We start from the raw sequence: 21,414 nt of genomic DNA, 5'->3' as shown, positions 1-21,414 counted from the left end.
CGCCGGGTTGCCTGTTTCATTAACCCTGCGTTACGGATCGCCCGTGCAAGGGCGGCCCTTGGCTCGCAATCACGGCGCGCTCCTGCGCCTTCGAGGAAACCGGTAACCACTAATGGCCAGACGGGACGTTCCGCGCCGCGGACAAGACGGCGATGACCCCGCGCAGCGCAGCCGCGCACCTTCCATGATCGGACGATGGCTGCGCCGCCTGCTGGTGTGGGGCACGGGCCTGGCGCTGCTGGTCGCGCTGGGCATTACCGGCGCGGTGTTGGTCACCGCCCGTTCGCTGCCCAGCTATGACAAGCTCAAGTCCAGCCAGGCCGGTCAGATGATCGTGGTTCGGGCCAACGATGGTTCGGAAATCGTCACGCTCGGACCCAGCTACGGCAAGTGGATTCCCTATAATCGCATCCCGCAGCCGATGAAGGATGCGCTGGTTTCGGTGGAAGACCGCCGGTTCCGCGAACACTGGGGCGTGGACCCGGTGGGCATCGTGCGCTCGTTGATGGTGCGCGCGCAAAGCGGGCACTGGCGCCAGGGCGGCTCCACCATCACGCAGCAGCTGGCGCGCAACATCTTCCTCAACAACAGCCGCACGTTCGATCGCAAGATTCGCGAGGCGATCCTGTCGCTGGCCCTGGAAAGCAAGTTTTCCAAGGACCAAATCCTCGAACTCTATCTCAACAAGGTCTATTTCGGCGGCGGCGCCTATGGCGTGGATTCGGCCGCGCGCAAGTTCTTCGGCCATTCGGGCGAGCAGCTTTCGCTGGGCGAGGCGGCGATCATCGCTGGCCTGGTGAAGGCGCCATCGCACTATTCCCCGACGGCAGACGCCCAGGCCGCGGTCGATCGCGCCAAGGTGGTGCTGGAAACCATGGTCGATGCTGGCACGCTGACCCCGGCCCAGGCGGGTGCAGTCGATCTCAAGGCCGTGCATCTCGCCGCCGAGCAGGGCCAGAATTCGGCCCGCTATTTCACCGATTGGGTGCTGCCGCAGCTTGACGTGCTGGTGCCCGATAATGACCAGCCGATCGAGGTGTGGACCACGCTCGATCCCGTGGCGCAGCGCGCCGCCACCGATGCCATCAGCTCGCAAGTGCCCAAGGGCGCGCAGGGCGCGATGGTCAGCGTCGACCGCGATGGTGCGGTCCTGGCGATGGTGGGCGGCACCGACTATGTCACCTCGAACTACAACCGCGCCACCAATGCCGTGCGTCAGCCCGGTTCGGCGTGGAAGCTGTTCGTTTATCTCGCGGCGCTGGAGCGGGGCTATCGCCCCGAAGACCGCGTAGTGGACGAGCCGGTGACGATCGACGGGTGGAGTCCGCGCAATTCGGGCGGCAGCTATGCCGGCCAGATCGACGTGCGCACCGCCTTTGCCTATTCCAAGAACACCGTGGCGGCGCAGCTGGGCAACGAAGTGGGCTTTAGCGCCGTGGCCAACATGGCCCGCCGCTTTGGCATCACCACGCCGATCAACACGATGCCTTCGATGGTGCTGGGCACCAGCGACGTGCGCGTGATCGACATGGTGCGCGCCTTCGCCTCGGTCGAGGCGAAGGGCCGGCTGGTGACGCCCTATGGCATCCGCAAGGTGACCACCACCGACGGCGAAGTGCTCTACAGCCACCGTCCCGATGCGCAGCAGCAGCTGGTGCCCGATTACGTGGCGGCAGAGATCACCGATCTGTTGCAGACGGCGGTGAACATCGGCACGGGCCGCGCGGCGCAGATCGGCCGCCCCGTGGCGGGCAAGACCGGCACCACCAGTTCCAACAAGGATGGCTGGTTCCTGGGCTTTTCCAGCGGGATCACCACGGGCGTGTGGATGGGCCGCGACGATGCCCACCCCGTTCCCGGCCTGCAGGGTGGCACTGCCCCGGCGCGCGCCTTTGCCGCCTATATGCGCGTGGCCACGGCCAAGCGCCCGGTCGAGCAGTTCGACAACCAGCTCAAGCTGCCCGAATGGCAGCTGGAGCCCGATGACGAGGCGATGCTCAACAACCCCAACGACTATTACTATACCGACGAAAACGGCAATACGGTCAACGGCCAGCAGGGCGATGGGCTGGAAGGCGGCCAGAGCGGCGCTCCCAATGGCGGGCCGCAGGGCCGCACGCCCGACGATGCCATTCCGGTGGACCAGGATGGCCTGGGCACCGGCCCGGCAGCGCCGGCGCGCCAAGGCCCGCGCAATGCGCCAGCGGCGGCAAGTGATGATCTGCTCGATCGCGCCACTGGCCGCACCCGCCAGACGCCCAGGCCAGCCCAGCCGGCAGTGCCCCGGCCGCCGGCCACCAAGCCGCCGCCAGACCGTCGGGCGCAGGATTGGCAGGGCTATTGAAACCTGTGACAGCATGAAAATGCCACCGGGGCGCGAACCATTCGCGCCCCGGTTCGTTTGTGCCCCATGATCGGCGGCCTTGCTGGCTGCCGCAGATGGAGGTTGAGCGATGAGCATATTCCATTGGGCCGCTGCCGCAGTGGCGGGCTACGTCATCTATCGCAGCGTCCGCAACAAGGACGGCGAGAGCGCCGCGCCGGCCGCGTTTGCCCATGGCGAAACGCCGGGCGACAATTTTGCCAAGGTGCGCTCTGCCGGGGTGGAGGGCATGCGCTCTGATCCGCCTAAGTGGGACAAGCAGGACCAGGTGGTGGACGAAAGCTTCCCGGCCAGCGACCCGGCAGCCAACTATTGATGGCTTGCTGACGGCAGGGTGAGGGCGCTGCGTGCGCCCCACTCTTCACAAACAAAAAGGCCGGCATCCCGCGTGGGGATGCCGGCCTTTTTATGCTTGCTTAAGCGGTCTGGCGATCAGCGCAGGCGGATCGGCAGATAGATCGCCGGCTGGCCGGCGCGCTGCACGCGCAGGAGCACGGCCTCGCGGTTTTCGGCCTTGGCCTGACGCACCACGGCTTCCAGATCGGCGACGGTCGCGAGCATGCGATAGTTGGCCGAGAGGATGATGTCGCGGCGCTGCAGGCCCTTGGCCCCAGCGTCAGACGAGCTGTCCACCCCGGTAACGACCACGCCGCGCGTATCCTCGCTCACGCCCAGCTGACGGGCGATCTGCGGGGTGAGCGGCACAGCGCCGATACCCAGCGACTTTTGCAGCGCGCCCGTTGCCTGGGCCTGCTTCTGCTGCTGCTGGCCATCGCTGTTGTCGCCCAGGCCGTTGTCGTCCTGCTGGTCCTGGTCGAAGCTCTGGTTGGCCAGCTCTTCCTCGGTCGGGCGCTTGCCCACCACGGCATTGACGGTCATCGGCTTGCCGTTGCGCACCAGGTCGATGGCCACGGTCTTGCCCGGGGCGGTGTTGGCAACGATGAACGACAGCGTCTGGTCGGGCTTGACTTCCTTGCCATCGACGCGGGTGACCACGTCGCCCGCCTGGATGCCGGCCTTGGCCGCGCCAGCGCCCGGTTCGACCGACTGGATGAATTCGCCACGGTTCTTGGGCAGGCCCAGCGAGGCGGCAAGATCATCGTTGATCGGCTGGATGCGCACGCCGAGATAGCCACGCTCGATCGCCTGGCCGTTCTTGAGCTTTTCCACGATCGGCGCGGCGATTTCGGCGGGAATGGCAAAGCCGATCCCGACGCTGCCGCCGGTGGGCGAATAGATCGCGTTGTTGATGCCGATCACGTTGCCGGCCATGTCGAACATCGGGCCGCCCGAGTTGCCGCGGTTGATCGAGGCGTCGGTCTGGAGATAGCGGTCATAGGCGCTGCCCGAGCCGGTGGCGCGATAGACGGCCGAGATGATCCCCTGCGTTACCGTGCCGCCCAGGCCAAACGGGTTGCCGATGGCGATGACCCAGTCGCCCACGCGGGCCTTGCGCGAGTCCCCGAACTTGACGAACGGGAACGGCTTGTTGCCGGTGATCTTGAGCACGGCGAGATCGGAGGCGGCATCCTTGCCAACCAGCTTGGCGGGATATTCGGTGCCATCGGGCGTGGTGACCGAGATGGATTCCACCTCACCCTGGCCGTCGGCGGTGATCACGTGGTTGTTGGTGACCACATAGCCATCGGCCGAGATGATGAAGCCCGAACCGAGCGACTGCGCCTCGCGCGTGCTGCCGCCACCCTGGCCGCCCTGGCCACCGCCGAACAGATCGCCAAACGGCGTGCCGGCAAAGGGGTTGTTGTTCTGGACCTTGACCCGCTGGCGCGTGGAGATGTTGACCACGGCGGGCTGGAGCTGGGCCGTCAGATCGGCGAAGCTGGACGGCGCACCCTGGCGCGGGGTGATCGCCTGAATCTGCGAACTGTCATTCTGCGCTACCTGGGCGCCGGCCGGAAAGCCCGTTGCCAGCGTGAGCGCGCTGCCGGCGAGAAGCAGTGCCGTAGTCACTCCATAAGCGTATCGCACGAGGGTTGATCCTTTATTCGCTTGTTGCTTGACGCGGCGTGAGGGAAAACCGCGCCCGATCCGGGAGCCGTTTCACGCTTCGTCGCATGAACGGACTTTGAATGGAACAGGTTCCGATCAGTCGCCCTTGAAACGCTTCAGATAGCGGTTGTCGGGCGAAAGGATGATGCTGGTATTGCTGCCTTTCTGGGTGAAGGTGTAGTCATAGCTCTGCATGGCACGGTAAAAGTCATAGAATTCAGGATCCTTGCCAAAGCTGGCCGCATAAATACGGGCTGCTTCCGCTTCGGCCTGGGCGCGAATGATCTGCGCATTCTTTTGCCCTTGGGCGGCAATCGTGGCCGCTTCCTGGGCGCGGGCGGTCGCCATGCGGGCAAAGGCGGATTCCAGCGGCGTGCCATCGGGCAGGTCGGCGCGCTTGATCCGCACGTCGATCACCTGGGCGCCGTATTCGCGCGCCTCGCGATCGAGCCCTTCGCGGATGCGGGCCATGGCCTGGCCGCGTTCGGGGGTGAGCAGCGAGGCAAAGGTGCGCTTGCCCAGTTCCTGGCGCAGCACCGAATTGAGGATCGGCTGCAGCTGCTGTGCCACGCGGTCGACCGTGCCGGCGGTCTCGTACATCTTGATCGGATCGATCACGCGAAAGCGGGCATAGGCATCCACTTCCAGGCGGCGCTGGTCGAGCGAGGTGACCTGCTGGCGTTCCATATCGACATCGAGCACGCGGCGATCGATGCGCACTGCCTGTTCAAGGAACGGAATGCGCCAGACCAGGCCCGCGCCGGTGCGGCCGAAATCGGCATTGGGGGCATAGCGGTTGATCACGCGCACCGGCTGGCCGAGCCGCACGATCACCACCTGTTCGGTTTCGGGCACGGCGATCACGCACATCATGACCAGCACCGCCAGCGCGACCAGCCCGGCGACGATGCGCTGGTTGAGCGAGATGAACGGCTGCATCAGCGTTGCCCCCCCTGGCGGTTGTCATCCGGCGCGGGCGGCGGCGATTGCCGCAAGGCGGGAAGCGGCAGATAGGGCACCGTACCGGGTGCTTCCACGATCACCTTGTCGGTCTGGCCCAGAACGCGCTCCATCGTTTCATAATACATGCGCCGCTTGGTCACTTCCGGGGCCAGCTTGTACTGTTCATAGACCTTGTCGAACGCGGCAGCTTCGCCCTGGGCGGCGGCCAGCTTCTTTTGCGCCCAGCCTTGCGCTTCGTTGACATCGCCCTGCGCCTTCTGCTGCGCGGCGAGCACTTCCTTGAACGCGTCGACGACCTTGGCCGGCGGATCGATCTTGGTGATTTCCACGCCCTGGATCTTGACCCCGGAACGATAGGCATCGAGCACGCGCTGCATCTTGTCGCGCACGCTCTGCTCGATCGTGGCGCGGCCGGTGCCCATCGCGTCGTTGAAGTTCACCTCGGCAATGGCCGCGCGCATCGATGCCTCGGCCACTTCGCGCACGGTCTGGTCTGGATCGGCCAGCTGGAAAGTATAGAGCTTGAGATCCTTGATGTTCCAGCGCACCAGATAGTTGAGGTTGACCAGGTTCTGGTCACCGGTGAGCATCAGGCGCTCGCCATCGCCTTCGGGAATGGTCTCGCGCTGGATCGAGGTGACATCGCGCGTATCGACCGACTGGATCGGCCAGGGCAGCGTGAACGAGACGCCAGGGCCAAGCGTGCGCGAATACGAGCCGAACGTGGTGACCACGCCCTGTTCCTGCGGAGCAAGGCGGTGCATGCTCGATCCGCCCAGCCAGAGCAGGACGACGGCGGCAATGCCGATCGGCCACCACGATTTGCCATCGGGCCGCTGCGGCAGGCGCAGGTTGGGGCCACGGCCGCCGAGCAGCGGGCCAGTGGGGCCGCCATTGCCGCCACGGCCGCCCCCGTTTCTCCCGCCGTTGCCGCCACCTTTGCCTGCGCGGGCCCGAAAGATGTCTTCGATGCTGGGCGGACGGCGCGGGTCTCCGGCTGGTGGCAGCCAGGGATTGCGCGGGGCGTCTCCGCCCGGGGTCTTGCTGCCTGCGCCCTTTGCCGGCTTGGTCTTGTCGCTGTCAGCTTTGTCGTCGCTGCCCGCGCTTGGCGAGCCGGGTTCCGCGTTGCTGTCCGCAGCGCCCGGTTCCTGGCCGGGCTCGCTGCCGCCGGGTTCGTTGCCCGCGCCCCATGGGCTTTTACGGTCCGTCATGACCGGGATTCCGAAAAGGGCGCGAGGGGGCGCAGGGCCAGTCCACGAAAAGCAGTCATGACCAGTCTTATAGGAAGGGATCGCGTGAAAAACAGTGTCTCGTTCCCAAAATTCGTCTGCTAGGGGGCAATAGCACGCCCGCAGTTTGCCGGGACAGATGCGCCAAGGAACAGGAATCAAGCAGTGACGATCGATGAAGCGGCCGTGCGCCAGGCCATTGCCGATGCCGTGGGTGGCGAAAGGCTTCAGGTGGTGCGGGTGACCGGCACGAGCGCAACGGCGGTGATCGATGCCGGCGGGCTGGACAGCGCCGCGCGGGCCGCGCTGGAGCAGGCGGCCAAGGCCGCTGGCGTGGCGGCCGGGCTGGACGAGCTGCGCGTGGCGCTGACCGCCGAAAAGCGCAGCCGGCGCATCCTGGCGGTGGGTTCGGGCAAGGGTGGCGTAGGCAAGTCCACGCTGTCGGCCAACCTGGCCGTGGCGCTCGCCCGGCTGGGCCGCAAGGTCGGCCTGGTCGACGCTGATATTTATGGCCCCTCGCAGCCGCGCTTGCTCGGCACCGAGGGGCGCAAGCCCGAGGCGCGCGACAAGACGATGATCCCGATCCCCAGCCCGTGGGGCGTGCCGATGCTGTCGATGGGGCATCTGGTGCAGCCAGGGCAGGCGATCGCCTGGCGCGGGCCGATGGCTGGCAGCGCGCTGGGCCAGCTGATCGAGGCCGATTGGGGCGATACCGAAATCCTGGTGGTCGACCTGCCGCCGGGCACCGGCGACATCCAGTTGACTATGCTGCAGAAATACAAGCCGGCCGGGGCGGTGATCGTGTCCACCCCGCAAGACCTGGCCTTGATCGACGCGACCCGCGCGATCGGCCTGTTCGACCAGGGCAAAGTGCCGGTGCTGGGCCTGGTCGAGAACATGGCTGGATACCTCTGTCCGCATTGCGGCCAAGTGAGCGATCCGTTTGGCCACGGCGGCGCGGAAGCGACCGCGCGCGAACTGGGCCTGCCGTTCCTGGGCCGGGTGCCGCTCGATATCGCGATCCGCCAGAAGAGCGATGCGGGCGAGCCGCCGGCCGCTGGCGAAGGGCCGCAGGCGCAGGCGTTCATGGGGCTGGCGCGCGCCGTGCTGGCGGCGCTGGACCAGACGGCCTGATCGCCCGGCGATGGCCCTGCCGCCAGCCCTTCGCAGGCTGAAACCGACGCGACGCGGCGTGTTGATCGGTGCCGGGGCAGGGGGCGCCTTGATTGCCGCCTTTGCCCTGGTGCCGCGCCACTATGCCGCGCCGCTGGTGGCCGGCAGGGGCGAGCGGGTGGCCAATGCGTTCCTCAAGCTGGCGCGCGATGGTACGCTGACCGTGGCCGTGCCAGCCTGCGAGATGGGCCAGGGCGTGACCACGCTGCTGGCGCAGATCGTGGCGGTGGAACTGGGCGCCGATTGGGCGCAAGTGGCGGTGGAGCCGGCGCCGCTCAGCCCCGCCTATGCTGATGCGGTGCTGGCCGCGCACTGGGCGCCGCTATGGCTACCAACCTGGCTGCCGATCCTGCCCGATATGATGGCCGATCCCGCCAATGGCCTGACTCGCCTCAAGGCCGAGCGCGGGCCGATGATGCTGACTGTGGCCGGCACCGGCCTGGCGATGTTCGAACAGCCGCTGCGCGAGGCGGCGGCCGCGCTGCGTGCGCAGCTGATCGCGGCGGCGGCGGCACAATGGGGCGTGGCCGCCGATAGCCTCGATACGCGCGGCCATGCCGTGATCGAGCGGCGTGCCGACCAGCAGGGCCGGCGCCTGCCTTTTGCCCGGCTGATCGATGCCGCGCTCGATCGCGATCCACCCCACGATGTGCCGTTGCGCGCTAGCCCGGCGCAAGAGGCGCCGGCGCGGTTTCCCGCTGGCAGCCGCCCGGCGTTTCCCCGGCTCGACTTGCCGGCCAAGGTGGATGGCAGCTTTGTCTTTGCCGCCGACGTGCGCCTGCCCGGCATGGTCCACGCCGCCATCGCGCATGGGCCGCAGGGCGGTTGCGTGCTGTCTTCGTGGGATGCCCAGGCTGCCGCGCGCGTGCCGGGATGCCTGGGGGTGGTTCATGCCAAGGGCTGGCTGGCGGCGATCGGGGTCACCTGGCACGCTGCCGATCGCGCCGTGGCGGCGATGGAGCCGCGCTTTCGGCCGCGCGGCCCGGTCGCTGATAGCAATGCCATCGATGCCGTGCTCGATCAGGGGCTGGCCAAGGGCAAGCCAGTGCGCCTGTGGGGGCAGGGCGATCCCACCGCGCTGCTGGAAAAGCCCAGCCTGTCTGCCCGCTATGACATCGAGGTGGCGCTCCATGCGCCGCTGGAGCCGGCCACCTGCACCGCGCGGCTGGAGCATGGCCGGCTGGAGCTGTGGCTGGCGACCCAGGCGCCCGAGCCAGCACGGCGCGAAGGGGCGCGGGCAGCTGGGCTGTCTGAAGCGGGCGTGGTGGTCTATCCCATGGCGGCGGGTGGCAGTTTCGATGCGCGGCTCGATGCCCGAATCGCTGGTGAGGCGGCGGCCCTGGCGCGGGCCACGGGCAAGCCGGTGCAACTGACCTGGTCGCGCTGGCAGGAATCGCTCGCCGGGCTGCCGCGCGCGCCGGTTGCCGCGCTGCTGGAAGCCGGGATGAGCCCCGACAAGCAACAGCTGCTGGGCTGGCGCAGCCGCATTGCCACGCCTGCCTCCATGCGCGAGACGGCTGCGCGCGTGCTCGACGGCGAAGGCGCGCAAAGCGCGCGGCGCTGGCAAGACAGCGCCGATCCGCTGGCGCTGGAAGGGGCCATGCCGCCCTATGCCATTCCCGAATGCGCGGTCCATCATGTGCCCGTGGCGCTGCCGCTGGCCACGGCGCGGATGCGCGGCGGCGGGGCGGCGGTCACCGCGTTTCTGACCGAAAGCTTCATCGACGAATGCGCCCATTTTGGCGGTAGCGAGCCGCTGGCCTTTCGCATGGCGATGCTGGGCGGGCAGCCGCGCCTGGCCGCCTGCCTGCAGGGCGTGGCGCATCTGGCGATGTGGGGTGGCGGGGCCGATGCCTCGGGCCAGGGCATTGCCTGCCATGCCCTTACGCTGGCCGCGCCGGAAGGGCCGCGCCACGGCTATATCGCCGTGGTCGCCACCGCGCGGCAGGTGGATGGCGCGATCCGGGTGGAAGCCTTGAGCGCGTGCGTTGATATCGGCCGGGTGATCAATACCGACCTGGCGCGCCAGCAGATCGAGGGTGGGCTGTTCTTTGGCCTGGGCCTGGCGGTGGGGGGCAGCACCGGCTATGCGGCCGGGCGGCCGCTGGCCGGGCATTTTAGCCAGTTGGGCTTGCCGCTGCTGGCCGATTGCCCCAAGGTCGAGATTGTCTTTGTCGAGAGCAGCGCCCAGCCGTTCGACCCCGGCGAACTGGGGGTGGTGGCGGTGGCGCCGGCCATCGCCAATGCGCTGTTTTCCGCAACCGGGCTGCGGTTGCGCCGCCTCCCCCTCCTGTCTGAAGGCGTTTGATGACCCCTGCTGCCCCAATCCATGCCTGCCCCGCCCATCTTCCGGCCGATCATCCGCCGGTGGCCACCGGGCGTACCGGGGTGCTGCTGGTGAACCTGGGGACGCCGGACGCACCCGATACGGCCTCGGTGCGGCGCTATCTCAAGGAATTCCTGTCGGACAAGCGCGTGGTGGAAATCCCCGCGCTGCTGTGGCAGCCGATCCTGCGCGGGATCATCCTGCGCACGCGGCCCAAGAAATCGGCTCACGCCTATGCCCAGGTCTGGGGCCCGGAAGGATCGCCACTGGCCGCGATCACCGCTGGCCAGGCGCGCGCGCTGCAGGCGCGGCTGGGCGACGGCGTGATCGTGCGCCATGCCATGCGCTATCAAAGCCCGGCCATGGCCACGCAGCTCGATGCGCTGCTGGCTGCCGGGTGCGAACGCATCCTGGTGGCGCCGCTCTATCCGCACTATTCCGGCGCCACCACGGCCAGCGCGCTTGATGCCCTGGCCGACTGGATCAAGCAGCGCCGCCGCCTGCCGGCGCTGCGCACGCTGCCGCCCTATCACGATGATGAAGTGGCGATTGCCGCGCTGCATGCCGACATGGCGCGCCAGATCGCCACGCTGGCGTTCGTGCCCGATGTGCTGCTGCTGAGCTATCACGGCATGCCCGAGCGCACGCTGCATCTGGGCGATCCCTATCACTGCCACTGCCGCAAGACTTCGCGTCTGCTCGCCGCCGCCTTTGCCCAGAGCCATCCTGGCATGGCGGTGATGACCAGCTTCCAGTCGCGCTTTGGCCGGGCCAAGTGGCTGGAGCCGGCCACCGATACCACGCTGGTGGAACTGGCCGAGGGCGGCACCCGCAAGGTGGCGATCGCGGCGCCGGGCTTTTCCGCCGATTGCCTGGAAACGCTCGAAGAACTTGCACTGCGCGGGAAAGAGGATTTCCTGGCCGCCGGCGGCACCGATTTTGCGGCGCTCACCTGCCTCAATACCTCGCAACACGGCATGGACCTGCTCGAAGCCCTGGTGCGGCGCGAACTGGCTGGCTGGATTGCCGTGTAGGCGTAAGCTGGCAGTGCGCGCCAGCCCGCCGCTGCGGGCGATTTGACACGCCCGCCAGACATGGCATGTTCCCATCCAGCCGTGCTGCAACGCCGAAACGGGGGTTTCGGGGGCAGCGCGGGTGAACGGGCCAGAACCGGCAACAGGTTCGGCCCGATGGAGAGAGCATGCTGACATCGGCGATTCCTGCACAAGCCCATGATTCCCCTGCCGTGCCGCTACCCGTGGCCGGCGCTGATCCGACACTGACCGCGCCACCGCTTGAGCCTGACATTCCGGTAAGCCGCGTGACGGCCTGGCAAGATGACGCGGCCCTGCTGCTGCGCGAGCGTGCCAACCTGGGGCCGGTGTTTCGCCGGGGCGAGCGGGTGATCCTGCTTGAGGCGGCGCATAACCACCTGGTGCTTGCCGATGATGGCGCGCGGTTCGTGCCGCTGGTGCGTGAAGCCGATCTCCCGGTTGACCTGCCAGTTGACTTGGCAGTGCTGGAGCGCGCGCTGGGGGCGGAGCTGGGCCGCTGGCGTGCTGGCACGGTGCGGTTTCAGTCGGCCATGGCGATGACCCTCGCGCGCGCGCTGGTGCCGGCTGTCACGGGCCTGGCCTATGGTTCCGGCCCGGCCGAGCGGCTGGCCAATGCGCTGGGCACGCTCGACGATGGGCGTAGCCTGCTGCGCCGGGCCATGCCGCGCGGCCTGCCGTCCTCGCCCATGGGCGCGCGCAAGGCACTGGCCCAGGGCCTGCACCAGGCCGGCTGCACCGCGCCCGGGCTGCTCGATGCCGTGCAGGCCAGCCATGCCACGGCGCTGCGCGTGCTGGGCACCCTGGTGCGTCATCTGGCCGACACGCCGGACTGGCAGGATACCCTGCGCGCCGAAGTGCGCAGCGCCTATCGCCCCGCAGCGGGCACCGGCGCAGCGCCCGAAACGCTGGAACTGGTGGACATGGCCACGAACGAGGCGCTGCGCCTGATGCCCGGACCACTGCTGGTGGAGCGCCGGGTGGCAGCAGATGTCATGGTGGGCGAGCACCGGCTGGAGGCCGGCACGCTGGTGGCGATCAGCCCGGCGCTGACCCACGCCGATCCGGCGCTGTGGCCCGAGCCGCAGCGATTCGATCCGCTGCGCTTTGCCGCACCCCGCGCGGCGGCGCGTGCCCCCGGTGCCTGGATCGCGCAAGAAACGCTGCCTGGCGGCGCCGGGCCGGCGGTCTTGGCGGCGGCGCGGCTGGGCATTGCCCATCTGCTCGATCGCTTTGTCCTGGCCCCGGCGGGCGAGGGCGGCAAGGTCTTGCTGCGCCATGCGGATTGAGGTGGAGGGGCTTGCCCGCTATGGCGGGCGGGCGAATCGCAAGTACGCATGGCCGGGGCCGGGCGTTTGACTGCCACGGGGCGGCCGGACGCATGGCAAAGGCGCAACGCGCGCCTTGACGATTCGTCCACAGCCCGGTAAGGGCGCCGCTTTCCGGCGGGCTTGCCCGCCTTGTCGAACGACTACGTCGAGCAAGCTACCAGGACATTTCCCGGTCTGCCCCATCGGGGTGGCCCGCCAGAGGACGAAACAGGACAGACATGGCCAATACGCCGCAAGCCCGCAAGCGCATCCGTCGCAACGAACGCCGCGCCGAAATCAACGGCAACCGTCTTTCGCGCATCCGCACCTTCGTGAAGAAGGTGGAATCCGCGATCGCTGGCGGCGACAAGGCCGTGGCGGCAGAAGCCCTGCAGGCTGCCCAGCCGGAACTGGCCCGTGGCGTTGCCCGTGGCGTGGTCCACAAGAACACTGCAGCCCGCAAGCTGTCGCGTCTGAGCAAGCGAGTCGCTGCGCTCTGATTCGGCGCTGGGGTATTCCTTTTTCCTGAAGGAATACGCTGCGTACAAATACGGCTTTGGCCGGCGTGATGAACGCCGGCCATTTTCGTCTGCGGCTTATGCGACGGTTCGATGACACGGCCATTTCGGCAAGTGTCGGATTCGTGGCGATTCGCGCGCTCTCTGATTTGCTAATAGCTATAAATTCAATGACTTGGCGATTTGTCGCGTAGTTGTTGAGTCAAGGCTAATTATTTCAGAAATTTTGCGCTCCATGGGCTTGCACAGCCCCCGCAGTGGCTCATAGACAGAGACCACGCCGCGCGCTGGCCGCTTTGCTGTGATGCAGAACGACCGGTGTGTAGTGTCACGGAACATCGCTCAAAACGGCATCCGCCGTGCCCATTGCGGCATCGGCGGACGGGTAAGCTGTGTCTGCGGGCGTGGTTGGTCGGTCTTTGTCCGAAAAGCCGCGTTGGGCGGACACGCTCGCCTTTGTCGGGCGTCCGCAATTCGGGGGTATCTGGCCGCAGGCCTGGAAATTTAGGTGGGACGGCGAAGCGTGAAGATGGATCATTTCGGCGGTGCGAGCGGCGGTGCAGGTGGCACGGCCGCGCTCGGTTCCCAAGGTGGCAATTCCCGAGGGTTGGCAGGTTCCCAGGCTGGAACCGCTGCCCTTGCAACAACCAATGGGCGCGGGGCCGGTCAGGCCGCGACGCTTCGGAAAGGACGTGACGGGGGAATGGAGGACCAGGAAGCTCTCGACCTGGCGGCCGATTGGGCCGACATCAGCCAGGGGCTGAAGAAGGATCTGGGTCCGCAACTGCACACGCAATGGATCAAGCCGATCCAGCTGGGCAGCTTCTGCAAGGAAACCGGCACGCTGGACCTGTTCCTGCCCACCGAATTTTCGGCCAACTGGGTGGCGGATCGCTTTGCCGATCGCCTGTCGCTTGCCTGGAAGATCGCGCGGGCCGAAGTGCGCCAGGTGCGCATCACCGTGCACCCGCGCCGCCGGGCCATGCCCGAGCTGCGCGTGGGCGGCCGTGCTGCGCCCGAACTGCGCGTGCCGGCGGCCAACGAAAGCGCGCCGACGCTGGCCCCGGCCAGCCGTCCGGTGGCCGCCCCAGCGCCGCAGACCGTGGCTGGCTTCGATGTGTCGGCCTCGGGCATCGATCCGTCGCTGACGTTTGGCGATTTCGTGACCGGCAGTGCCAATGTGCTGGCGCTCAATGCCGCGCAGCGCATGGCTGCGGCCGAAAAGCCGCAGTTCTCGCCGCTCTATCTCAAGGGCTCCACCGGGCAGGGCAAGACGCATCTGCTCCACGCCATTGCCAACGGCTTCATGGCCGCGCGGCCGGGCGCACGGGTGTTCTACTGCTCGGCCGAGCGGTTCATGATCGAATTCGTCCAGGCCATGCGCCAGAACGAGATGATCGAGTTCAAGAGCCGCCTGCGCAGCTTCGACATGCTGCTGGTGGACGATATCCAGTTCATCATCGGCAAGGCCAGCACCCAGGAGGAATTCCTCCACACCATCGATGCCCTGCTGAGCGCCGGCAAGCGCCTGGTAGTGGCGGCCGATCGCGCGCCCCAGGCGCTCGACGGGGTCGAACAGCGCCTGCTCTCACGCCTCTCGATGGGGCTCGTCGCCGATATACAGGCTGCTGACATCGAACTGCGGCGCCAGATCCTGGAGCACCGCCTGTCGCGCTTCACCAGCGCCCAGGTGCCGCAAGACGTGGTCGAATTCCTGGCCCGCACGATCAACCGCAACGTGCGCGAACTGGTCGGTGGCCTCAACAAGCTGATCGCCTTTGCCCAGCTGACCGGACAGCAGGTCAGCCTGCAACTGGCCGAGGAGCAGTTGACCGATATCCTGTCGGCCAACCGCCGCCGCATCACCATCGACGAGATCCAGCGCACGGTGTGCCAGTTCTATCGCGTCGATCGCTCGGAAATGGCGTCAAAGCGCCGCGCCCGCGCCGTGGTGCGCCCGCGCCAGGTGGCGATGTACCTGGCCAAGGTGCTCACCCCGCGGTCCTATCCCGAAATCGGCCGCAAGTTTGGCGGTCGCGATCACTCGACGGTGATTCACGCCGTGCGCCTGATCGAGGATCTGCGCAGCCGCGATGCCGACATGGACGGCGACGTGCGCACCCTGCTGCGCCAGCTGGAAGACTGACCCACACTGTTGTGATGCCCGGCCCCGTGTGACGGGGCCGGGTTTCCACCACCGCTCCACCGCGCGTGCACAGGATTGTGCCCCGCTTGCGCACAGGTTTGCCACAGGGTTGTGCGCAATCCTGTCCCAGGCCTGTCCCCAGCCCTGTCCCCATGGTTGTGCGCCGCTTTTCCGCAGGGTCATACCCGGCTTTTGCCGGGGTTATCCGCCCGTCATGCACAGGGTTTTGCACCGGGTTATCGGCCGGTGATGCACAGTTTGTGATCAGGTTTTTGCGCTGACTTTTCCACAGGCGCTGGCGGTGTCGTACCAAGTGCCGCCGCTGGCCTGGCATGCGTGTTCGGCCCAGCGGCCCTTGCCCCACCAGCCGATTACCACGCCCAGCAGCAGGGCGAGGATCAGCACGATCCAGATCCGGTCTCTCATGGCCGGCAGTGTGGCCGCGCGGCAGCGGCTTTGCAAACGGCGCCTCTCGCCTTTTTGCGCGCGGGCGCCTACCTCCACGGCCATGACGCCTGCCATTACGCCAGACCGCTTGAACCGCTTTGCCCGCCATATCTTGCTGCCCGAGGTGGGCGGCGCGGGCCAGGCGCGGATCATGGGCGCGCATGTGGTCTTGGTGGGCGTGGGCGGCATCGGCGCGCCGGCCTTGCAATACCTGGCGGGCGCGGGCGTGGGGCGGCTGACCCTGATCGACGATGATGTGATCGAGCCATCCAATCTTCAGCGCCAGACGATCTTTGCCCTGGCCGATGTGGGCCATGCCAAGGCCGAGGCTGCGGCGCAGTGGGTGGCGCGCTTTGATCCCGACCTGGTGGTGCAGGCCCATCGTACCCGCATCGGGCATGACAACGCCGCCGCGCTGATCGCCGGGGCTGATGTGGTGCTGGACGGATCGGACAACTTTGCCACGCGCCTGGCGGTATCTGATGCCTGCGTGGCAGCCGGCGTGCCGCTGACCAGTGCGGCGCTTGGCCGGTTCCAGGGCCAGGTGGCCAACTTTGCCGGGCATCGGCCGGGCGAGGCCTGCTATCGCTGCTTTGTGGGCGACGCATTCGATGCCGACGATTGCGACACGTGCGCGGCGCAAGGCGTGCTGGGGGCGATGGTCGGCATGGTCGGCACATTCGGCGCCATGGCGGCGCTGCGCGTGTTGTTGGAAGGCGTGGCCAGCCTGGGCGATCCGCAGTGGGGCCAGTTGCACGTGATCGATGGATTGAAGCCCGGCCTGCGCACGATGCGGATTGCGCACGATCCAGCCTGCACCACCTGTGGCACCGACCGACCCGCCGCCTGAACGCCGACGCGGGGTGTGAAAAAAAGCGTAACCATACCGCGTTCAGGGGATGGCGGTAGCGCCACGCGCGCGTAGACAACAAGTGCGACCCGACAGGCGCGTGGTGCGAGCCACGATCCTGGGACTTGGCCCGGACCGAGGCTCCCTGGAGACCTTGTCCGGGCTCTTTCGCGCTCCTTTGAAAATCACGGTGTCTTGAGCAGTTCATCCACCCAATCGGGCACGATCTGCGTGGCCGGGCCCAGGCGGGTATCGTGGAACCAGGCCGAACCCTGGCTGCGGTCGAGATTGAGCTCGAGCGTTTCGGCGCCGATTTCCCGCGCCAGCCGCACGAAGCCGGCGGCCGGATAGACCGCCCCCGAGGTGCCGATCGACACGAACAGGTCTGCCCGGGCCATGGCATCGTGGATATCGTCCATGCGATAGGGCACTTCACCGAACCAGACGATATCCGGCCGTAGCGCTGCGGTGCCGCAGCTGGGGCAGGGTGGCCGGTCGATCAGCGGGCCGGTCCAAGCATGGCGGCTGTCGCACGCGGTGCACCAGGCCGAAAGATGCTGGCCGTGCATGGGGATGAGATTGTCCGATCCGGCGCGGCGGTGCAGGTCATCGACGTTTTGCGTCACCAGCGTGACGCTGCCGCCCGGCACCTTGGCAGGCCAGGCGTGCTCAAGCCGGGCCAGCGCGCGGTGCGCCGCGTTGGGCAGCTTTTCCTGAATGGCGGCGCGGCGCATGTCGTAAAAGCGCAGCACGAGATCGGGATCGCGGGCAAAGGCCTCGGGCGTGGCGACGTCTTCCACGCGGTGTTGCTCCCACAGGCTGGGGCCGCCATTGGCGCCGCTGCGGAAAGTGTCGATTCCGCTTTCGGCCGAAACGCCGGCGCCGGTGAGGATCACGATATGCTGGGGCAGGCTCATGCCCCGATCATGCCGGATCGGCACGGGTGTGCCAATCCGGCATGAAGGCCAGGGATGGCCAGCGCGGAAGGATCAGGCGAACGTGCTCGAATCGATCACGAAGCGATAGCGCACGTCACCCTTTTCCATGCGGTCCCAGGCCTGGTTGATATCCTGCACGGCAATGGTTTCGATGTCCGAGACGATGCCATGCTCGGCGCAGAAATCGAGCATTTCCTGGGTTTCGGCGATGCCGCCGATCAGCGAACCGGCGATCGAGCGGCGGCCGAAGATCAGGTTGAACACGGTCGGGCTGGGATGCGGATGTTCGGGCGCACCGACCAGGCACAGCGTGCCGTCACGCTTGAGCAGAGTGACGAAGGCATCGAGGTTGTGGCTGGCGGCCACGGTATCGAGGATGAAATCGAGGCTGCCGGCATGGGCGGCCATCTCATCGTCGTTGCGCGAGACGACGACCTCGTGCGCGCCGAGCGCCATGGCTTCCTCGCGCTTGGCCGGGCTGGTGGTGAAAGCCACGACGTGCGCACCGAGCGCGCGGGCAAGCTTGACGCCCATGTGGCCCAGGCCGCCGATGCCGACGATGCCGACCTTCTTGCCCGGCCCAACGTTCCAGTGGCGCAGCGGCGACCAGGTGGTGATCCCGGCGCAGAGCAGCGGCGCAACCGCAGCGAGCTGGTCGGGCGCATGGCGGACATGCAGGACAAAGCCCTGATCGACCACGATTGCCTGGCTATAGCCACCCAGCGTGTGGCCGGGGGCATCGCTGCTGGGCGAATTGTAGGTCTGCGTCATGCCTTCTTCGCAGAACTGTTCCAGCCCATCGTGGCACGCGCCGCAATGGCCGCACGAATCGACCATGCAGCCAACGCCGACGGTGTCACCCACCTTGAACTTGGTGACATCGGCACCAGCGGCCGTGACGTGGCCGACAATCTCGTGCCCGGGCACCACCGGATAGACCGCGTTGTTCCATTCGTTGCGCGCGGTGTGCAGGTCAGAGTGGCAGACCCCGCACCAGGCGATGGCAATGGCGACATCGTTGGGGCCGGGTTCACGGCGGGTGATGGCAAGGGGGCCGAGCGGCTGGTCGGCCGCGGGCGCGGCATAGGCCATGACGGTCATGCAGCAGGTCCTTTCAAGAAGGGGGGAGAGGGATGGCGGCCTCTCTAGGCTATCGCCATTAAGCTGATAATGGGGCAATTAGGGCATGGACTGATATCAGGAATGCATCAATGATCCGCCCCGACCATGATGACCTGCGCGCGCTGTTGGCCGTGGTGCGCGAGCGCAGCTTTACCCGCGCTGCCGCGCAACTCGGCACCTCGCAATCGGCGCTGAGCCGCACGATCGCCGGGCTGGAGGCGCAGATCGGGGTGCGCCTGCTCAACCGCACGACCCGCGCCGTGGCGCCCACGCCCGAGGGCGAGCGGCTGGCCCAAGGCGTGGCGCCGCATTTCGCCGCGATCGACGCGGCGGTCGATGCCCTGGGCGAAAGTCTGGCGCGGCCATCGGGCCTGGTGCGGCTGACGGTGGACGAGGGATCGGCCGAAACTGTGGTGTGGCCGGGCCTGCGCCGCATCCTTCACGCCTGGCCCGAGATTGCGGTGGAGGTGCTGGTCGACAATGGCTTGGTCGATATCGTGGCGGCCGGGCTGGATGCCGGTGTGCGATCGGGCGATATCCTGGCGCGCGACATGGTGGCGGTGCCGATCGGGCCGGATTTGCGCATGGTGGTGGTGGCAACGCCGGCATTCTGCGCCGGGCGCGATCTGCCGCGCCATCCGCGCGATCTGGCGGCGCATCCGTGCATCAACTTTCGCCTGCCCACGCGCGGCGGCATCTATGCCTGGGAATTTTCGCGCGGGCGGGAGGCGCTGCGCATGCGGGTGGAAGGGCCGCTGACGGTCAACACCCTGGCACTGGCAGAGCAGGCGATGCGCGATGACCTGGGCTTTGCCTTCCTGCCCGAAAGCGGCGTGGCGGCCGACATTGCCGCCGGGCGGCTGGTCCAGGTGCTCGACGATTGGTGCGAGCCCTATCCCGGCTATCATCTCTATTATCCCAGCCGCGTGCATGTTTCGCCCGCGCTGCGCGTGGTGATCGATGGCTTGCGCTGGCGGCCGGCGCATTCTGTCTCGACCGAGGGTGGGCGAACGCCGTAAGGGGGGCGCGGCAGAGCAGAAGGACGCAATGGACATGGCACGCATCGGCATCATCGGCAGCGCGGGGCGCATGGGGCAGGCGTTGCAGGCCGCCGTGACAGCGGCTGGGCACGACCTGGCGGGCGGAATCGACCGCGATGGCGATGTCATGGCGCTGGCCCAGGCCAGCGATGTGCTGGTCGACTTTTCCGCCCCGGCCGCGCTGGAATTCAACCTCGATGCCGCGATCGCCACGGGCACGCCGATCGTGGTGGGCACGACGGGCCTGGAGGAACGGCACCATTGGCTGATCGATGCGGCGGCGGTTTCGATTGCCGTGCTGCAGACCGGCAATACCTCGCTCGGCGTTACGCTGCTCGCGCACCTGGTGCAGGAGGCCGCCGCGCGGCTGGGCACGGATTGGGACATCGAGATCGTCGAGACGCACCACCGCATGAAGGTGGATGCGCCATCGGGCACGGCGCTGCTGCTGGGCGAAGCGGCGGCGCGCGGCCGCCAGGTGGGCCTCAAGGACGTGGCCGTGCGCGGGCGCGATGGCATGACCGGCAAGCGCGAGACCGGCACGATCGGCTTTGCCGCGCTGCGCGGCGGCAGCGTGGCGGGCGATCACACCGTGCATTTTCTGGCCGATAACGAGCGCTTGAGCCTGTCGCACCTGGCCGAGAACCGCGGCATCTTTGCCAAGGGTGCGATCCGCGCCGGCGAATGGTTGCTGGCCCAGGAGCCGGGCCGCTATACCATGCCGCAAGTGCTGGGGCTGGGAGACTGACCGCCTTGAAGAAGGACCAGATCTTCGAATTCTTTCGCCGCCTGGCCGAGGCCAACCCCGCGCCCGAAACCGAGCTGGCCTATGGCAACACCTACCAGTTGCTGGTGGCCGTGACGATTTCGGCGCAGGCCACCGACGTGGGCGTCAACAAGGCGACGCGCCGCCTGTTCGAGGAGGTGAAGACGCCGGCGCAGATGGTTGCCCTGGGCGAAGAGGGATTGAAGGCGCACATCAAGTCGATCGGGCTGTTCAACACCAAGGCCAAGAACGTGATCGCGCTGTCGGAAATCCTGGTGCGCGACTATGGCGGCGAGGTGCCGGCAGACCGCGATGCCTTGACCGCGCTGCCCGGCGTGGGGCGCAAGACGGCCAATGTCGTGCTCAATACCGCGTTCGGCATGGAAACCTTTGCGGTGGACACGCACATCTTCCGCGTTGGCAACCGCACCGGCCTGGCCAAGGGCAAGACCCCCGAAGCGGTGGAAGCCCAGTTGGACAAGAAGGTGCCGGGGCCGTTTCGACTGGGCGCGCACCATTGGCTGATCCTGCATGGGCGCTATATCTGCAAGGCGCGCACGCCCGAATGCTGGCGCTGCCCGGTGGTGGACTTGTGCGGCTTCAAGGCCAAGGTGCTGGAACAGGGGGCCAAGCCGCCGGTTGCGAAGAAGAAAGTGGTTACGAAGAAAAAGGTCGCCAAGAAAAAGGTGGTTGCCACAAAAACGGCGTGATCCACGCGCCATGCCAAGGAGAGAGTGCCATGGTTCGTTCGATCCCGGTTGCCGCCTTGCTGATCGCTCTGGCGGCCTGCACGCCCGGTGATGGGCCGCGCAGCGCTGGCGCCGATGGCCATTCGCCCAAGACCCCTGCCGCCACCCCGATCGGCCGGGCGGAAAGCTGCATTCCGCTCAGCCAGATCAGCGAAAGCCGGGTGCGCGACGACTGGACGATCGATTTCCGCGTCGGCAGCCGCTGGTATCGCAACACGCTGCCCCAGCGCTGCTATGGCCTGGGGTTCCAGCAGACGTTTGGCTATGCCACCAGCCAGGCGCAGCTGTGCAGCGTGGACGTGATCACCGTGTTGCAGACCGGGCCAGGCGGCGGCCCGCGCGGTTCGTGCGGGCTGGGCCAGTTTCAGCCGGTGACTCTGGCGAAATAGCCT

Annotated in this window: 19 protein-coding genes; 13 read left to right on the top strand and 6 right to left on the bottom strand. The window is 67.4% G+C overall.

What is annotated here, in order from left to right; all coding sequences use genetic code 11:
- Positions 1-112: 112 nt before the first annotated feature.
- Both SCA01S_RS18230 and SCA01S_RS18225 read left to right on the top strand, forming a co-directional pair.
- Positions 113-2,344, top strand: a complete 2,232-nt coding sequence (locus tag SCA01S_RS18230; protein WP_054132474.1) for a transglycosylase domain-containing protein — start codon at positions 113-115, stop codon at positions 2,342-2,344.
- A gap of 109 nt (positions 2,345-2,453) precedes the next feature.
- Entirely contained in the window at positions 2,454-2,699 is a 246-nt protein-coding gene (locus tag SCA01S_RS18225; RefSeq protein ID WP_022677497.1) for a hypothetical protein, read from the top strand.
- A gap of 116 nt (positions 2,700-2,815) precedes the next feature.
- On the opposite strand, the gene SCA01S_RS18220 is transcribed toward SCA01S_RS18225, so the two are convergent.
- From SCA01S_RS18220 to hflK, 3 genes are all read right to left on the bottom strand, one after another.
- Positions 2,816-4,372 carry a Do family serine endopeptidase gene (locus SCA01S_RS18220; protein ID WP_028658191.1) on the bottom strand — a complete coding sequence of 519 codons (1,557 nt, stop codon included), beginning with the start codon at positions 4,370-4,372 and terminating at the stop codon, positions 2,816-2,818.
- 117 nt (positions 4,373-4,489) lie between these two features.
- A complete protein-coding gene (hflC, locus tag SCA01S_RS18215; RefSeq protein WP_022677495.1) occupies positions 4,490-5,332 on the bottom strand; it encodes a protease modulator HflC in 843 nt (280 codons plus the stop codon).
- Positions 5,332-6,567, bottom strand: coding sequence for a protease modulator HflK (gene hflK / locus SCA01S_RS18210; protein ID WP_062788044.1), 1,236 nt, complete (start codon positions 6,565-6,567; stop codon positions 5,332-5,334). Before hflK ends, hflC begins: the two co-directional genes overlap by 1 nt.
- Positions 6,568-6,750: 183 nt before the next feature.
- Here hflK and SCA01S_RS18205 point away from each other — a divergent pair, with 183 nt between their 5' ends.
- The 6 genes from SCA01S_RS18205 (at position 6,751) to dnaA (ending at position 15,110) form a co-directional block, all read left to right on the top strand.
- Complete coding sequence (locus SCA01S_RS18205) at positions 6,751-7,719, top strand: Mrp/NBP35 family ATP-binding protein (protein ID WP_062788042.1); 969 nt, start codon at positions 6,751-6,753, stop codon at positions 7,717-7,719.
- 58 nt (positions 7,720-7,777) lie between these two features.
- Positions 7,778-10,066, top strand: a complete 2,289-nt coding sequence (locus SCA01S_RS18200; protein WP_327195901.1) for a molybdopterin cofactor-binding domain-containing protein — start codon at positions 7,778-7,780, stop codon at positions 10,064-10,066.
- Positions 10,066-11,118: a ferrochelatase gene (gene hemH, locus SCA01S_RS18195; RefSeq protein ID WP_062788039.1), complete on the top strand. Its 1,053-nt coding sequence runs from the start codon at positions 10,066-10,068 to the stop codon at positions 11,116-11,118. The genes SCA01S_RS18200 and hemH overlap by 1 nt, the downstream gene beginning before the upstream one ends.
- A 167-nt stretch (positions 11,119-11,285) precedes the next feature.
- Complete coding sequence (locus SCA01S_RS18190; RefSeq protein WP_084391114.1) at positions 11,286-12,425, top strand: cytochrome P450; 1,140 nt, start codon at positions 11,286-11,288, stop codon at positions 12,423-12,425.
- A 260-nt stretch (positions 12,426-12,685) separates the two neighbouring features.
- On the top strand, positions 12,686-12,946 hold the full coding sequence (rpsT, locus tag SCA01S_RS18185) for a 30S ribosomal protein S20 (RefSeq protein WP_022675888.1): 261 nt from the start codon (positions 12,686-12,688) through the stop codon (positions 12,944-12,946).
- A gap of 721 nt (positions 12,947-13,667) precedes the next feature.
- The gene (gene dnaA, locus SCA01S_RS18180; RefSeq protein ID WP_062788037.1) at positions 13,668-15,110 is read left to right on the top strand and encodes a chromosomal replication initiator protein DnaA; all 1,443 of its coding nucleotides are present in this window, start codon (positions 13,668-13,670) and stop codon (positions 15,108-15,110) included.
- 264 nt (positions 15,111-15,374) lie between these two features.
- On the opposite strand, the gene SCA01S_RS22365 is transcribed toward dnaA, so the two are convergent.
- A complete protein-coding gene (locus tag SCA01S_RS22365) occupies positions 15,375-15,536 on the bottom strand; it encodes a hypothetical protein (RefSeq protein ID WP_157089035.1) in 162 nt (53 codons plus the stop codon).
- 82 nt (positions 15,537-15,618) lie between these two features.
- On the opposite strand from SCA01S_RS22365, the gene SCA01S_RS18175 reads away from it, so the two are divergent.
- Positions 15,619-16,407 (top strand): HesA/MoeB/ThiF family protein, encoded by a 789-nt coding sequence (locus SCA01S_RS18175; RefSeq protein ID WP_174544811.1) that lies wholly within the window; start codon positions 15,619-15,621, stop codon positions 16,405-16,407.
- A 185-nt stretch (positions 16,408-16,592) separates the two neighbouring features.
- On the opposite strand, the gene SCA01S_RS18170 is transcribed toward SCA01S_RS18175, so the two are convergent.
- Together SCA01S_RS18170 and SCA01S_RS18165 are read right to left on the bottom strand one after the other, a co-directional pair.
- On the bottom strand, positions 16,593-17,324 hold the full coding sequence (locus SCA01S_RS18170) for an NAD-dependent deacylase (RefSeq protein WP_062788035.1): 732 nt from the start codon (positions 17,322-17,324) through the stop codon (positions 16,593-16,595).
- A gap of 72 nt (positions 17,325-17,396) precedes the next feature.
- Entirely contained in the window at positions 17,397-18,446 is a 1,050-nt protein-coding gene (locus SCA01S_RS18165; RefSeq protein WP_062788033.1) for an NAD(P)-dependent alcohol dehydrogenase, read from the bottom strand.
- A gap of 110 nt (positions 18,447-18,556) precedes the next feature.
- On the opposite strand from SCA01S_RS18165, the gene SCA01S_RS18160 reads away from it, so the two are divergent.
- From SCA01S_RS18160 to SCA01S_RS18145, 4 genes are read left to right on the top strand one after another with little or no spacing between them, the layout of a single operon-like run.
- A complete protein-coding gene (locus SCA01S_RS18160; RefSeq protein WP_062788032.1) occupies positions 18,557-19,486 on the top strand; it encodes a LysR family transcriptional regulator in 930 nt (309 codons plus the stop codon).
- Between the two features lie 34 nt (positions 19,487-19,520).
- Positions 19,521-20,255 carry a 4-hydroxy-tetrahydrodipicolinate reductase gene (dapB, locus tag SCA01S_RS18155; protein ID WP_062788062.1) on the top strand — a complete coding sequence of 245 codons (735 nt, stop codon included), beginning with the start codon at positions 19,521-19,523 and terminating at the stop codon, positions 20,253-20,255.
- Between the two features lie 5 nt (positions 20,256-20,260).
- The gene (nth, locus tag SCA01S_RS18150; protein ID WP_062788030.1) at positions 20,261-20,983 is read left to right on the top strand and encodes an endonuclease III; all 723 of its coding nucleotides are present in this window, start codon (positions 20,261-20,263) and stop codon (positions 20,981-20,983) included.
- 29 nt (positions 20,984-21,012) lie between these two features.
- Positions 21,013-21,411: a hypothetical protein gene (locus tag SCA01S_RS18145; protein ID WP_062788028.1), complete on the top strand. Its 399-nt coding sequence runs from the start codon at positions 21,013-21,015 to the stop codon at positions 21,409-21,411.
- The last annotated feature ends 3 nt before the right edge of the window (positions 21,412-21,414 follow it).

Source organism: Novosphingobium capsulatum NBRC 12533, from assembly GCF_001598375.1.
In the GTDB taxonomy this organism is placed as follows: Bacteria; Pseudomonadota; Alphaproteobacteria; order Sphingomonadales; family Sphingomonadaceae; genus Novosphingobium; species Novosphingobium capsulatum.
The sequence above is the reverse complement of the archived record's forward strand: the minus strand, read 5'-3'. Positions and strand labels throughout refer to the sequence as shown.